The sequence below is a fragment of the Lonsdalea quercina genome, assembly GCF_900107885.1.
Lineage (GTDB): Bacteria > Pseudomonadota > Gammaproteobacteria > Enterobacterales > Enterobacteriaceae > Lonsdalea > Lonsdalea quercina.
In genome coordinates this window covers 245,994-259,865 of sequence record NZ_FNQS01000001.1, presented here as the reverse complement: position 1 = coordinate 259,865, position 13,872 = coordinate 245,994, and the positions used below count along the sequence as shown (strand labels likewise).

Genomic DNA, 13,872 nt, shown 5'->3' with positions numbered 1-13,872 from the left:
AGACGGCGATGAAACTTGAATTTTCGATTTATCGTTACAACCCGGATATGGATAACGCTCCACGGATGCAGGACTACCAGTTGGAAGCCGACGAAGGGACGGACATGATGCTGCTGGACGCATTAATCCAGCTCAAGGAGCAAGACCCTACGCTCACCTTTCGCCGCTCTTGCCGTGAGGGCGTGTGCGGTTCGGATGGGGTGAATATCAACGGTAAAAACGGTCTGGCATGCATCACACCGGTGTCCAGCCTGCGTCGCGGCAACCACAAAATCGTGATTCGACCGCTGCCGGGATTGCCGGTGGTACGCGATTTGGTGGTAGACATGGGGCAATTCTATGCCCAATATGAGAAAGTTAAACCTTACCTGTTGAATAATGGGAAGAATCCTCCAGCACGTGAAAATTTGCAATCGCCGCAGGACCGGGCGAAGCTGGACGGGTTGTATGAATGTATCTTGTGCGCCTGCTGTTCCACCTCTTGTCCCTCTTTCTGGTGGAATCCGGATAAATTCATCGGGCCTGCCGGGTTGCTGACGGCGTACCGATTCCTGATCGACAGCCGTGATTCGGAAACCAAGCCGCGTCTCGACGGGCTTGACGACGCTTTCAGCGTGTTCCGTTGTCACAGCATCATGAACTGCGTCAGCGTGTGCCCGAAGGGTTTGAATCCGACGCGCGCCATCGGCCATATTAAGTCAATGTTATTGCAGCGCGGCGCCTGACGGACGCATCGAGCTTAAGGCCTCCGACTTCGGACTGGGGCCATCGGGAATGGGTTTTTATCCCGCATTCAGGCGCGATAGACCCTGATCATTCGGTTCCCTTGGCGGGCTGAATTTAGCTCACCAGGCTCACCGTCGGCATGCGGAGTGAACCGCTTATCCGGCAACGCCGCTTTTGATGCGGCGCAAAAAAATGTTAACCACGGCGAAAACTGAAGCACATCAGCTTAAGGGATCATAATGCAGAATGGTGCAATGAAGGCCTGGTTGGATTCCTCCTATCTGGCGGGGGCGAACCAGTCCTACATAGAGCAGCTCTATGAAGATTATTTAACCGATCCGGCCTCTATCGACACCAGTTGGCAAACGATTTTCCAGCAAATGGTGGCGACGGGAGTCAAACCCGATCAACTGCACTCTCAAACCCGAGACTATTTTCGTCGTCTGGCGAAGGACAGTTCACGGTACACCTCCTCTATCCACGACCCGGACAGCGACGCCAAACAGGTCAAAGTGCTGCAGCTCATCAATGCGTTTCGCTTTCGCGGCCATCAGCATGCCAACCTCGACCCGTTGGATCTTTGGAAACAAGAGCCCGTTCCTGACCTTGACCTCGCCTATCACAATCTGACCGAAGCGGATTTGGACGATACCTTTAACGTAGGTTCGTTCGCTATCGGCAAAGAGACCATGAAGCTGAGGGATTTGTACGCGGCGCTGCGGCAGACCTACTGCGGCCCCATCGGCGCGGAGTATATGCACATTACCAATACGGAAGAGAAACGCTGGATTCAGCAGCGCATCGAATCCGTGGTCGGTCAGCCGTCGTTCAGTGTCGATGAGCGTAAGCGTTTTCTAAAAGAGTTGACGGCGGCGGAAGGGCTGGAGCGCTATCTGGGCGCGAAATTCCCCGGCGCCAAACGTTTCTCTCTGGAAGGCGGGGACGCGCTAATCCCGATGCTGAAAGAAATCGTGCGGCATGCCGGTAAAAACGGCACGCGCGAGGTGGTCTTGGGGATGGCGCACCGTGGACGCCTGAATGTGCTGGTCAACGTCTTGGGCAAAAAGCCGCAGGATCTGTTCGACGAGTTCATCGGCAAGCACAAGGAGCATCTCGGCACGGGCGATGTGAAATATCATCAGGGCTTCTCTTCGGATGTCGATACTGAAGGCGGCAGGGTGCACCTTGCGCTGGCCTTCAACCCCTCGCATCTGGAGATCGTCAGCCCGGTCGTCATCGGCTCGGTGCGGGCGCGTCTGGACCGTCTGGATAATCCCAGCAGCGCGCTGGTCCTGCCCATCACTATTCACGGCGATGCGGCCATGACCGGTCAAGGCGTGGTGCAGGAAACGCTGAACATGTCCAAAGCGCGCGGTTACGACGTCGGCGGGACGATCCGTATCGTCATCAACAACCAGATAGGGTTCACAACCTCCAATCCGCGCGACGCGCGTTCGACCGAGTACTGCACCGACATCGGCAAAATGGTGCAGGCGCCCATTTTCCACGTGAACGCGGATGATCCCGAGGCCGTGGCCTTTGTGACCCGGTTGGCGCTCGACTTCCGCAATACCTTCAGGCGCGACGTCTTCATCGACATGGTGTGTTATCGCCGCCACGGTCACAACGAGGCCGATGAGCCGAGCGCCACTCAGCCCTTGATGTATCACAAAATCAAAAAGCACCCGACGCCGCGTAAAATCTACGCGGACCGTCTGGAGCAGCAGCAGTTGATTCAGCTGGAAGACGCCACCGAAATGGTCAACCTTTACCGCGACGCGCTGGACGCGGGCGAATGCGTGGTGGAAGAGTGGCTGCCGATGGATACGCAGGCGCTGGCGTGGATGCCCTATCTCAATCACGACTGGGACGAAGACTACCCGCATCAGGTAGACAGGAAGCGCCTGCAGGAGCTGGCCCGACGTATCAGCACCATCCCTCCGGCGATCGAAATGCAGTCTCGGGTCGTGAAAATATACCATGACCGCGCCGAAATGGCAGAGGGCGGTAAGCCTTTTGACTGGGGCGGCGCTGAAACGCTGGCCTACGCCACGCTGGTAGATGAAGGCATTCCTATTCGGCTGTCGGGTGAAGATACCGGCCGCGGCACCTTCTTTCACCGTCACGCGGTCGTGCACAACCAGAAGAATGGCTCTACCTATACGCCGTTATCGCATGTGCATAATGCGCAAGGGGAGTTTAAAGTATGGGACTCGGTGCTGTCGGAAGAGGCGGTGCTGGCCTTCGAATACGGTTATGCCACGGCCGAGCCGCGTACGCTGACCATCTGGGAGGCGCAGTTCGGCGATTTCGCCAACGGCGCACAGGTGGTGATTGACCAGTTCATCAGCTCTGGCGAGCAGAAATGGGGACGGATGTGCGGCCTGGTGATGCTGCTGCCGCACGGCTATGAAGGGCAGGGACCCGAACACTCCTCGGCCCGCCTGGAACGCTATTTGCAGCTGTGCGCTGAACAGAATATGCAGGTCTGCATCCCTTCCACCCCGGCGCAGGTTTACCACATGCTGCGGCGTCAGGCGCTGCGTGGAATGCGCCGTCCATTAGTGGTGATGTCGCCGAAGTCGCTGCTGCGTCATCCGCTAGCGACATCGACGCTGGATGAGCTGGCCTCCGGTAAATTCCAGCCAGCGATTGGCGAGGCCGACGACATCGATCCGCGCGAGGTGAAGCGCGTCGTGATGTGCGCAGGTAAGGTTTATTACGATCTGTTGGAAAAACGACGCAAGAATGAGCAGAAAAATGTGGCGATTGTCCGCATCGAGCAGTTGTATCCCTTCCCTCAGCAATATGTGCAGTCCGTGCTGGAACCGTACGCTCACGTTCTCGATTTCGTCTGGTGTCAGGAAGAGCCGCTGAATCAGGGCGCCTGGTACTGCAGCCAGCATCATCTGCGCGAGGCGATCCCCTTCGGCGCTTCCCTGCGTTATGCCGGCAGACCGGCATCCGCATCGCCCGCCGTGGGGTACATGTCCGTCCACCAAAAGCAACAGCAAGATCTTGTTGATGACGCGCTGAACGTTAATTGAATCAAAAGGATAGATAATGAGTAGCGTAGATATACTGGTTCCCGACCTGCCCGAGTCCGTCGCCGACGCCACCGTGGCGACCTGGCGCAAGCAGCCGGGCGACAGCGTCCAGCGTGACGAAGTGCTGGTTGAAATCGAAACTGACAAGGTGGTGCTGGAAGTGCCTGCCTCCGAAGCCGGCATCTTGGATACGGTACTGGAAGCAGAAGGTGCGACCGTGACCTCACGCCAGATCCTCGGGCGTTTGCGGCCCGGCGACAGTAGCGGCAAAGAGTCCAGCGAAAAACCGGCGAACAAGGAGTCTACGCCAGCCCAGCGTTACACCGCCGGGCTGGAGGAGGGGAGCAACGACGTGCTGAGTCCGGCGATCCGCCGACTGATCGCGGAGCATGATTTGGACGCGTCGGCGATTGCGGGCAGCGGCGTGGGCGGTCGCATCACCCGGGAAGATGTCGAAAAACAGCTTACCCGGCAGCGCGATGCCGCCGTAGTCGCTCCGGCGTGCGCGGGAGAGGCTGCGGCAGTACCGGCATCTGACTCTTCGCTGGACCGCCGCAGTGAAAAAAGGGTGCCGATGACGCGCCTGCGCAAGCGGGTAGCCGAGCGACTGCTCGAAGCCAAAAATAGTACGGCCATGCTGACGACGTTTAACGAAGTCAATATGAAACCCGTGATGGCGCTACGAAAACAGTACGGTGAAGCGTTCGAAAAACGGCATGGCGTCCGCCTGGGATTTATGTCGTTCTATATCAAAGCGGTGGTAGAAGCGCTCAAACGTTTTCCCGAAGTGAATGCCTCCCTGGATGGCGAAGATGTGGTGTACCACAACTACTTCGACGTCAGCATTGCCGTCTCTACACCGCGTGGTCTGGTGACGCCGGTGCTGAAAGATGTCGATATGCTGAGCATGGCGGATATCGAGAAACAGATTAAGGAACTGGCAATTAAGGGGCGTGATGGCAAACTCACCGTGGATGAGTTGACGGGGGGAAACTTCACCATCACCAATGGCGGCGTGTTTGGTTCATTGATGTCGACACCGATCATTAATCCCCCGCAAAGCGCGATTCTGGGGATGCACGCCATTAAGGATCGTCCGATGGCCGTTGAAGGGCAGATGGTCATTTTGCCCATGATGTATTTGGCGCTTTCCTACGACCACCGACTCATCGACGGTCGCGAGTCAGTCAGTTTCCTGGTGACGATCAAAGACATGCTGGAAGATCCGGCGCGTCTGTTGCTGGACGTTTGAGGCAGAGGTTCAAGATAGAGTAGGGCGGCTTGACGCCGCTTTTCGTCACCCAAACCGTCTGTATATCGCCACTCATAAAATCGTGGATTTATCTTCAAATATAAAATGGATTGAACACCATGAATTTACACGAATATCAGGCAAAACAGCTCTTTGCTCGGTATGGCATACCGGCTCCAGAGGGCTATGCCTGCAAGACGCCCCGCGAGGCGGAAGAGGCCGCCGAGAAAATCGGCCAAGGTCCGTGGGTCGTCAAGTGCCAGGTGCATGCCGGGGGAAGAGGTAAGTCAGGCGGCGTTAAAGTCGTCAACAGCAAAGAAGAAATTCGCGCTTTCGCGGAACACTGGTTGGGCAAGCAACTGGTCACTTATCAGACTGACGCCCACGGGCAGCCGGTGCAGCAGGTGCTGGTCGAAACCGCGACGGACATTGCCAGCGAGCTGTACCTCGGGGCCGTTGTCGACCGCGGCAGTCGTCGCGTCGTGTTTATGGCGTCCACGGAAGGCGGCGTAGAGATTGAAAAAGTCGCGCAGGATACGCCGCATCTTATCCACAAAACGGCGCTGGACCCCTTGACCGGACCGTTGCCGTATCAGGGCCGTGAGCTTGCCTTCAAACTGGGCCTTAGCGGTAAACAAGTTGCCCAGTTCACCCAGATTTTCATGGGGTTGGCCAAGCTGTTTCTGGAGCGCGATCTGGCGTTGGTTGAGATCAACCCGCTGGTCATCACCGGGCAGGGCGAACTGCTCTGTCTGGACGGCAAGCTGGCGGTGGACGGCAATGCGCTGTTCCGTCAGCCCGAGCTGCGTGAAATGCACGATCCGAGTCAGGTCGATGAGCGTGAGGAACACGCGGCGCAGTGGGAGCTGAACTATGTCGCGCTGGACGGCAATATTGGCTGTATGGTCAACGGCGCGGGGTTGGCGATGGGCACGATGGATATCGTGAAGCTGCACGGCGGCGCGCCGGCCAACTTTTTGGATGTGGGCGGCGGCGCGACCAAAGAGCGCGTGACCGAAGCTTTTAAAATCATTCTGTCAGACAGCAAGGTCAAAGCGGTGCTGGTCAACATTTTCGGCGGCATCGTACGCTGTGACCTGATCGCGGATGGCGTCATCGGTGCCGTGGCGGAAGTGGGGGTCAACGTACCGGTGGTGGTGCGTCTGGAAGGTAACAATGCGGATCTTGGCGCGCAGAAGCTGGCGGAGAGCGGTCTGAATATCATTGCTGCAACCGGCCTGGCGGATGCGGCTCGGCAGGTGGTCGCTGCCGTGGAGGGAAATTAATGTCTATTCTGATCGATAAAAATACCAAAGTGATCTGCCAGGGTTTCACCGGGAGTCAGGGAACGTTCCACTCCGACCAGGCGATAGCCTATGGGACTCAGATGGTTGGCGGGGTTACGCCGGGCAAGGGCGGTACCCAACACCTGGGTTTGCCTGTGTTCAACACGGTACGCGACGCCGTTGCGGCCACCGGCGCGACGGCGTCGGTCATCTATGTTCCGGCGCCTTTCTGCAAAGATTCCATTCTGGAAGCAATTGATGCGGGCATCGAGCTGATTATTTGCATCACCGAAGGTATCCCTACGCTAGACATGTTGACGGTGAAAGCCAAGCTGGAGCAGACCGGGGCGAGAATGATCGGCCCGAATTGTCCGGGTGTGATTACGCCGGGCGAATGTAAAATCGGCATTATGCCCGGCCATATTCATCTGCCGGGAAATGTCGGCATCGTTTCACGCTCCGGTACGCTGACCTATGAAGCGGTCAAGCAGACGACGGACGTCGGTCTGGGCCAGTCTACTTGCGTTGGCATCGGCGGCGATCCCATTCCAGGCTCAAACTTCATCGATATTCTGTCACTGTTCGAGCAAGATCCGCTCACGAAAGCGATTGTCATGATTGGCGAAATCGGCGGTACGGCGGAAGAAGAAGCCGCGGCTTTCATCAAAGATCACGTGACCAAACCCGTTGTCGCCTATATTGCGGGCGTCACTGCGCCGAAAGGGAAGCGGATGGGTCATGCCGGCGCCATCATCGCAGGCGGGAAAGGAACGGCTGACGAGAAATTCGCTGCGTTGGAAGCGGCTGGCGTGAAGACGGTGCGTAGCCTGGCGGATATCGGCGAAGCGGTAAAAAGTATCATTACCCGTTAATGGGGTGAACGATTGATTTCGCGGATAGCTAAAGCGTCATGACCACCATAAAGACCATCTTCGGATGGTCTTTTTTATGTTTGCGATAGGCGAATATTTAAATGGTAATGACTCTCATTTCTAAAAATAACGTTGCGGCAACAATATAAACCCATAAATATAAAAACCGTCATCATATATAAACAAAATTGCAGTAATTACCCTGATCGACAAGTCGGCAAATATTAATTATTGAAACGTTACGGTCACGTCAAATTAACAACATCAGCCTAATGAAAATGGAATGTGTCCCATTGTTAACATGAAAGGCGGATATTGCGCCAAATCAAAAAATGCACACTGGATATCTTCGTCAAAATACGCTTAAATTGCGCCCGATCAATTATCTGCCAAAGGTATGTGATTGTGAGGGCGGGGTTAAATCAAAACCCTAACCAGCGTCACGTAAAAACCTATTTATTACAGGGGATTGTAGGCGTAATATACCGGTCACTTCATTTTAGGTGCGATATTGGTAATTTTTATAACCTTTCTTAGGCTTATTTTAATTAGACAGCATGTCGTGGTGGGATTTTCGTCATGCGATGTTTAAGCCTGTGTTCAGCAATTAGTTGTGTTCTTTTAGGGTATTGCAGCCGTTATTCAACGGATTGCCTCTACTGCGAGCGAAACCTTCCTGCGAGGAGCAAGGAGTCAAGATGTTTGATATAGTCGAACTGTCACGTTTACAGTTTGCCTTGACAGCAATGTACCATTTCCTGTTTGTGCCACTAACGCTGGGGATGGCGTTCCTGCTGGCAATCATGGAAACGGTCTACGTCCTGTCTGGCAAACAAATTTATAAAGATATGACCAAGTTCTGGGGCAAGCTGTTTGCGATCAACTTCGCACTTGGCGTGGCTACCGGGCTGACCATGGAATTCCAGTTTGGGACCAACTGGTCTTACTTCTCTCACTATGTTGGTGATATCTTCGGGGCGCCATTGGCTATCGAAGGCCTGATGGCGTTTTTCCTGGAGTCCACCTTCGTCGGCTTGTTCTTCTTCGGATGGGATCGCCTGAGCAAGGTACAGCATATGGCGGTGACCTGGCTGGTCGCTCTGGGTTCCAACTTCTCCGCGCTGTGGATTCTCATCGCCAACGGCTGGATGCAAAACCCTATCGCTTCCGACTTCAACTTCGAAACTATGCGCATGGAGATGGTGAGTTTCGCGACTCTGGTCTTCAACCCAGTTGCACAGGTGAAGTTTGTGCACACGGTTGCCGCCGGATACTGTACGGGCGCCATGTTCATTCTGGGCATCAGCTCTTACTATCTGCTGAAAGGCCGCGATATCGCGTTCGCCAAGCGTTCATTCGCTATCGCCGCCAGCTTCGGGATGGCTTCCGTGCTGTCTGTTATCGTACTGGGTGACGAATCCGGTTACGAAATGGGCGACGTTCAGAAGACCAAGCTGGCTGCAATCGAAGCCGAATGGGAAACACAGCCTGCTCCAGCTGCGTTCACGCTCTTTGGCCTGCCGGATCAAGAAGCCAGAGAGAACAAATATGCGATTCAGGTTCCTTATGTTCTAGGCCTGATTGCAACGCGTTCTACAGATAAAACCGTGACGGGTCTGAAAGATCTGATGGAGCAGCACGAAGTGCGCATCCGTAATGGCATGAACGCCTACCATCTGCTTGAGCAACTGCGCGCAGGCAACACTGACCCCGCCGTTCGTGAAGCCTTCAACGCCAGCAAGCAGGACCTGGGTTACGGCATGCTGCTGAAACGCTATACGCCGCAGGTGTCCGATGCATCCGAAGCACAGATCCAAATGGCCGTGAAAGACTCTATTCCTCACGTGGCGCCGCTGTACTTCTCGTTCCGCATCATGGTGGCCTGTGGGATCCTGATGCTGATCATCATCGGCCTCTCTTTCTGGACCGTGCTCCGCAACAAGATCGGTCAGCGTAAATGGCTGCATCGTGCCGCGTTGTACGGTATTCCTTTACCGTGGATCGCGGTGGAAGCCGGATGGTTCGTCGCGGAATATGGTCGTCAGCCTTGGGCGATTGGCGAAGTGCTGCCGACCTCTGTCGCCAACTCATCGCTGACAGCAGGCGATCTGCTGTTCTCTATGGGATTAATTTGCGGTCTGTACACGTTGTTCCTCGTCGCAGAAATGTACCTGATGTTCAAGTATGCGCGTCTGGGGCCAAGCAGCCTGAAAACGGGTGCATATCACTTTGAACAGCCGACCGCTGCAGCGACGGAAGCAAGGTAACAGGAGTCCACTATGTTTGAGTATGAAGTACTGCGTTTTGTCTGGTGGGCGCTCATCGGCGTACTGCTGATTGGCTTCGCCATCACCGACGGCTTCGATATGGGCGTGGGGATGTTGGTCCGCCTGATGGGCCGCAGCGACGTTGAACGTCGCGTTATGATTAACTCCATCGCGCCTCACTGGGACGGCAACCAGGTATGGCTGATCACGGCGGGGGGCGCGCTGTTCGCCGCCTGGCCGATGGTCTACGCCGCAGCGTTCTCCGGCTTCTATGTCGCCATGATCCTGGTACTGGCGTCGTTATTCTTCCGTCCGGTCGGTTTCGACTACCGTTCGAAGATTGAAGACGCGCGCTGGCGCAACATGTGGGACTGGGGCATTTTCATCGGTAGCTTCGTGCCGCCCCTGGTTATCGGCGTTGCTTTCGGCAACCTGTTGCAGGGCGTACCTTTCCACATCGATGCCTATCTGCGACTGTACTACACCGGTAATTTCTTCCAGCTGCTGAACCCGTTTGGTCTGCTGGCGGGCGTGGTCAGCGTGAGCATGATTCTGGCTCAGGGCGGGACTTACCTGATGATGCGTACCAACGGCGAACTGCACCTGCGCGCTAAGGGCGTAGCGCAGTTGGCGTCGTTGGTTCTGTTCATCACCTTCGCCCTGGCTGGTGTCTGGGTCGTCTACGGCATCGACGGTTACACCGTGACATCGGTGATCAATACCGCCGCGGAATCTAACCCGTTGCGTAAAGAAGTGGTCCATCAGGCGGGTGCCTGGTTAGTCAACTTCAATCACTATCCTGCTTTGTGGGCTATTCCACTGTTGGGTGTGGTGTTCCCGCTGTTTACGGTGTTGATGGCTCGCGTGGAAAAGGGCGCGCTGGCGTTCCTGTTCTCCTCGCTGAGTATCGCCTGCGTCATCCTGACGGCCGGTATCACGATGTTCCCATTTGTTATGCCGTCGATCACGATGCCGAACGCCAGTCTGACGATGTGGGATGCCACATCTAGTCTGCTGACGCTGAAGGTCATGACCTGCGTGGCGATCGTCTTCGTCCCGATCATTCTGTGTTACACCACCTGGTGCTACTACAAAATGTTCGGTCGCATCACTAAAGAGCATGTCGAGCAGAACTCGCATTCCCTGTACTAAGTAAGGAGCTTATTTTATGTGGTATTTTGCCTGGATACTCGGAACGCTTCTTGCCTGCTCGCTGGGCGTGATTACCGCGTTGGCGATTGAGCATGTTGAAGATGCCAAAGCGGGAAAAGACGACGCGTGATGAGTCAACTTATTCATCGTCTTTACTGCATCATGGACAAGGGCCCGTTACGGGCCCTTTCCCTGATCATGGCCCTGCTGCTGGCGGGGTGCGTTTTTTGGGACCCGTCACGTTTTGCGGCGAAAACCAGCACATTGGCCGTCTGGCAGGCTTTCGTCCTGATGTGGGCGGTTTGCGCGGGGGTGATTCATGGGACGGGATTTAGGCCGCAGCGCTTGCGCTGGAAAGCCTTCTTCTCACCCTTGCCCGCGGCCATCATTTTGGCCGCCGGTTTGTACTATTTTTTCCAATAATCTTCGCGCTCTATCCCTTGTCATGTGGGCCGTTTCCGGCTCACATTTATTTACCAGCCTGTACATTCTTCCCATTCCAAACCACAATTCTCTTGCGTATAGTAGCCTAAGTTTTATCGCATCAATTGCTGGGATATAAAGTGAGTAATCAAGTGTTCCGCTGGCCAGTTCGCATCTATTATGAAGATACTGATGCTGGTGGCGTGGTTTATTACGCACGCTATGCTGCGTTTTATGAAAGAGCTCGCACGGAAATGCTGCGTGAGCACGGTGTTCATCAACAACAGCTAATGGAGCAGAGGCTCGCCTTTGTCGTACGTAAGATGACAGTGGAGTACTTCTCTCCGGCGCGCCTTGATGATTTGCTGGAAGTGCAAAGCGAGATCGTTTCGCTTCGACGGGCGTCCATGACGTTTGTACAGCGCATTCTCAATCCCCAGGGCGAAGTGATGAGCCAGGCCGAATTTTTGATCGCATGCATCGACCCACACCAAATGAAGCCGATTGCGCTTCCTAAGTCTTTTGTCGCGGAGTTTAAGCAGTGACTGACATGAATATTCTTGATTTGTTTCTGAAGGCCAGCCTTCTTGTGAAGCTAATCATGCTAGTTTTAATCGGTTTTTCCATTGCGTCCTGGGCAATCATTATACAGCGTACCCGTATCCTTAACGCGGCGACCCGTGATGCTGAAGCGTTTGAAGATAAATTCTGGTCGGGTATCGAACTCTCCCGTCTGTACCAAGAAAGCCAGACGCGACGTGAAACCCTATCTGGGACCGAGCAGATCTTCTATGCCGGTTTTAAAGAATTCGCCCGACTGCACCGCGCCAATCATCATGCGCCCGAAGCGGCGGTTGAAGGCTCCTCGCGGGCAATGCGTATTTCGATGAATCGCGAACTTGAAACGCTGGAAACTCATATTCCTTTTCTTGGAACCGTTGGTTCTATCAGTCCTTACATCGGCCTGTTCGGCACGGTATGGGGGATCATGCACGCCTTCATCGCGTTAGGCGCCGTCAAGCAGGCGACTTTGCAGATGGTCGCTCCGGGTATCGCGGAAGCGCTGATTGCCACGGCGATCGGTCTGTTCGCCGCGATTCCTGCCGTCATGGCCTACAACCGCCTGAACCAGCGCGTCAACAGATTGGAACAGAACTACGATAACTTCACGGAAGAATTTGTTGCCATCCTGCATCGCCAGGCATTCTCCAGCGATAGCAACCGTTAATCAGGAGGGAGCATGGCACGTGTACGTCGAGGTCGTCGGGAACTGAAGTCCGAGATCAATATTGTCCCCTTGCTGGATGTGCTGTTGGTGCTGCTGCTGATTTTCATGGCGACGGCGCCGATTATCACGCAAAGCGTCGAGGTCGATCTGCCGGATGCCACGGATTCCAAAACCGTTTCCAGCGATGATAATCCGCCTGTGATTGTCGAGGTTTCCGGTATCGGCCGCTATAGCCTGGTGGTCGATCATAATCGTATGGAACAATTGCCGGCAGAGCAGGTGGTAGCCGAAGCCCAATCTCGTCTCGGCGCCAATCCGAAAACGGTATTCCTGATCGGGGGTGCCAAAGAGGTGCCTTACGACGAAATCATCAAAGCGCTTAATTTACTCCACCAGGCCGGCGTGAAATCCGTGGGTCTGATGACGCAACCGATTTGAGCCGGTAAACAGAGTATGAGTGATCTATTTGGCCACACTGTATTTGGGAATGACTTGTGCTAAAGGGAAACGGACAAAACGATAAGCTAAAACGGGCTTTGATTATCTCAGCCGTTTTGCACGTCATTTTGATTGCGCTGCTAATTGTCAGCTCTTTGCACCAGTCAATGGACGCCAGCAATGGCGGCGGAGGCGGGTCTGCTATCGATGCCGTGATGGTCGATCCCGGCGCTGTTGCCGAACAATACAGTCGTCAGCAGCAGCAACAGCGCGACGCGCAGCGAGCAGCGCAGCTGCGTCAGAAGCAAGCCGACCAGCAGGCGAAGGAGCTACAGGAAAAGCAGGCGGCGGAACAGCAACGCTTGAAAGAGCTGGAAAAAGAGCGTTTGCAGGCCCAAGAAGAAGCAAAAAATCAGGCGCGGGCGCAAGAACAACAGCGTAAGCAAGCCGAAGAAGCGGCGCAGCAGGCTAAAGAACAGCAGAAACAGGCTGAGGCCGCGGCGGCGAAAGCAAAGGCTGACGCCGAGCAACAGGCCAAAGCGGCCGCCGCTAAAAAACAGGCGGAAGAGGAAGCCAAAAAACAGGCTGCCGTAGACGCGAAGAAAAAGGCTGAACAGGAAGCAAAGGCCAAAGCGGAAGAAGTGGCTAAAGAGAAAGCTGAGGCGGACGCCAAGGCAAAAGCCGAAGCTAATGCCAAGAAAGCGGAAGCTGCGGCAGCTAAAAAAGCCGCTGACGACAAGAAAAAGGCCGCAGCGGCTGAAGCCGCCAAACAGGACAGCGAAGTAGACGATCTACTCGGCGGACTGTCGTCGGATAAAAATGCCCCCAAATCAGGTTCTACTGCGAGCAGCGGCGGCGCGGCCGGCGTAGGTAAAAATACGAAGAGCGGAGCGTCGGGGGCTGCATTAGATAGCTATGGCAGTCAGATCAGAACCGCGATTCAAAGTAAGTTTTACGACTGGGAATCCTATAAAGGCCGGACGTGTACGCTACGCGTCAAGCTAGCGCCGGACGGTCTGCTGATCGATGTCACTACAGAAGGTGGCGATCCTGCTCTGTGTCAGGCTGCTATCGCTGCAGCCAAGCAGGCCAGAATTCCTAAGCCGCCGAGCAGTGAGGTCTATGAAGCATTCAAGAACGCCCCGATAGACTTTAAGCCGCAGTAAAGCAGCCTGAAGCTC

The 13,872-nt window shown here is 55.1% G+C and carries 13 protein-coding genes; all 13 read left to right on the top strand.

The features are described 5' to 3' along the window. Positions 1–8: 8 nt before the first annotated feature. Positions 9–725 carry a succinate dehydrogenase iron-sulfur subunit gene (locus BLU64_RS01160; RefSeq protein ID WP_026743187.1) on the top strand — a complete coding sequence of 239 codons (717 nt, stop codon included), beginning with the start codon at positions 9–11 and terminating at the stop codon, positions 723–725. 240 nt (positions 726–965) lie between these two features. Beyond that, a complete protein-coding gene (gene sucA / locus BLU64_RS01155) occupies positions 966–3,773 on the top strand; it encodes a 2-oxoglutarate dehydrogenase E1 component (protein ID WP_074727720.1) in 2,808 nt (935 codons plus the stop codon). A 16-nt stretch (positions 3,774–3,789) separates the two neighbouring features. Beyond that, entirely contained in the window at positions 3,790–5,025 is a 1,236-nt protein-coding gene (odhB, locus tag BLU64_RS01150) for a 2-oxoglutarate dehydrogenase complex dihydrolipoyllysine-residue succinyltransferase (RefSeq protein WP_026743185.1), read from the top strand. A gap of 119 nt (positions 5,026–5,144) precedes the next feature. Then, complete coding sequence (gene sucC / locus BLU64_RS01145) at positions 5,145–6,311, top strand: ADP-forming succinate--CoA ligase subunit beta (protein ID WP_074727719.1); 1,167 nt, start codon at positions 5,145–5,147, stop codon at positions 6,309–6,311. Beyond that, the gene (gene sucD / locus BLU64_RS01140) at positions 6,311–7,183 is read left to right on the top strand and encodes a succinate--CoA ligase subunit alpha (RefSeq protein ID WP_074727717.1); all 873 of its coding nucleotides are present in this window, start codon (positions 6,311–6,313) and stop codon (positions 7,181–7,183) included. Before sucC ends, sucD begins: the two co-directional genes overlap by 1 nt. A 698-nt stretch (positions 7,184–7,881) precedes the next feature. Then, a complete protein-coding gene (gene cydA, locus BLU64_RS01135) occupies positions 7,882–9,450 on the top strand; it encodes a cytochrome ubiquinol oxidase subunit I (RefSeq protein ID WP_026743182.1) in 1,569 nt (522 codons plus the stop codon). Between the two features lie 12 nt (positions 9,451–9,462). After that, positions 9,463–10,602, top strand: a complete 1,140-nt coding sequence (cydB, locus tag BLU64_RS01130) for a cytochrome d ubiquinol oxidase subunit II (protein ID WP_026738982.1) — start codon at positions 9,463–9,465, stop codon at positions 10,600–10,602. 16 nt (positions 10,603–10,618) lie between these two features. Beyond that, positions 10,619–10,732 carry a cytochrome bd-I oxidase subunit CydX gene (gene cydX / locus BLU64_RS01125; protein ID WP_071999786.1) on the top strand — a complete coding sequence of 38 codons (114 nt, stop codon included), beginning with the start codon at positions 10,619–10,621 and terminating at the stop codon, positions 10,730–10,732. Continuing rightward, positions 10,732–11,025, top strand: a complete 294-nt coding sequence (ybgE, locus tag BLU64_RS01120) for a cyd operon protein YbgE (protein ID WP_026743181.1) — start codon at positions 10,732–10,734, stop codon at positions 11,023–11,025. Before cydX ends, ybgE begins: the two co-directional genes overlap by 1 nt. A 140-nt stretch (positions 11,026–11,165) precedes the next feature. Next, the gene (ybgC, locus tag BLU64_RS01115; RefSeq protein ID WP_026738984.1) at positions 11,166–11,570 is read left to right on the top strand and encodes a tol-pal system-associated acyl-CoA thioesterase; all 405 of its coding nucleotides are present in this window, start codon (positions 11,166–11,168) and stop codon (positions 11,568–11,570) included. Then, the gene (tolQ, locus tag BLU64_RS01110) at positions 11,567–12,253 is read left to right on the top strand and encodes a Tol-Pal system protein TolQ (protein WP_026743180.1); all 687 of its coding nucleotides are present in this window, start codon (positions 11,567–11,569) and stop codon (positions 12,251–12,253) included. The genes ybgC and tolQ overlap by 4 nt, the downstream gene beginning before the upstream one ends. 12 nt (positions 12,254–12,265) lie before the next feature. Then, positions 12,266–12,691 (top strand): colicin uptake protein TolR, encoded by a 426-nt coding sequence (gene tolR / locus BLU64_RS01105; RefSeq protein ID WP_026743179.1) that lies wholly within the window; start codon positions 12,266–12,268, stop codon positions 12,689–12,691. Between the two features lie 56 nt (positions 12,692–12,747). Then, positions 12,748–13,857, top strand: a complete 1,110-nt coding sequence (tolA, locus tag BLU64_RS01100) for a cell envelope integrity protein TolA (protein WP_026743178.1) — start codon at positions 12,748–12,750, stop codon at positions 13,855–13,857. Positions 13,858–13,872 lie beyond the last annotated feature (15 nt).

Bases quoted from the DNA above. Each gene is read 5' to 3' on its own strand.
- BLU64_RS01160 (WP_026743187.1), top strand. From the start codon at position 9: ATGAAACTTGAATTTTCGATTTATCGTTACAACCCGGATATGGATAAC.
- sucA (WP_074727720.1), top strand. From the start codon at position 966: ATGCAGAATGGTGCAATGAAGGCCTGGTTGGATTCCTCCTATCTGGCG.
- odhB (WP_026743185.1), top strand. From the start codon at position 3,790: ATGAGTAGCGTAGATATACTGGTTCCCGACCTGCCCGAGTCCGTCGCC.
- sucC (WP_074727719.1), top strand. From the start codon at position 5,145: ATGAATTTACACGAATATCAGGCAAAACAGCTCTTTGCTCGGTATGGC.
- sucD (WP_074727717.1), top strand. From the start codon at position 6,311: ATGTCTATTCTGATCGATAAAAATACCAAAGTGATCTGCCAGGGTTTC.
- cydA (WP_026743182.1), top strand. From the start codon at position 7,882: ATGTTTGATATAGTCGAACTGTCACGTTTACAGTTTGCCTTGACAGCA.
- cydB (WP_026738982.1), top strand. From the start codon at position 9,463: ATGTTTGAGTATGAAGTACTGCGTTTTGTCTGGTGGGCGCTCATCGGC.
- cydX (WP_071999786.1), top strand. From the start codon at position 10,619: ATGTGGTATTTTGCCTGGATACTCGGAACGCTTCTTGCCTGCTCGCTG.
- ybgE (WP_026743181.1), top strand. From the start codon at position 10,732: ATGAGTCAACTTATTCATCGTCTTTACTGCATCATGGACAAGGGCCCG.
- tolR (WP_026743179.1), top strand. From the start codon at position 12,266: ATGGCACGTGTACGTCGAGGTCGTCGGGAACTGAAGTCCGAGATCAAT.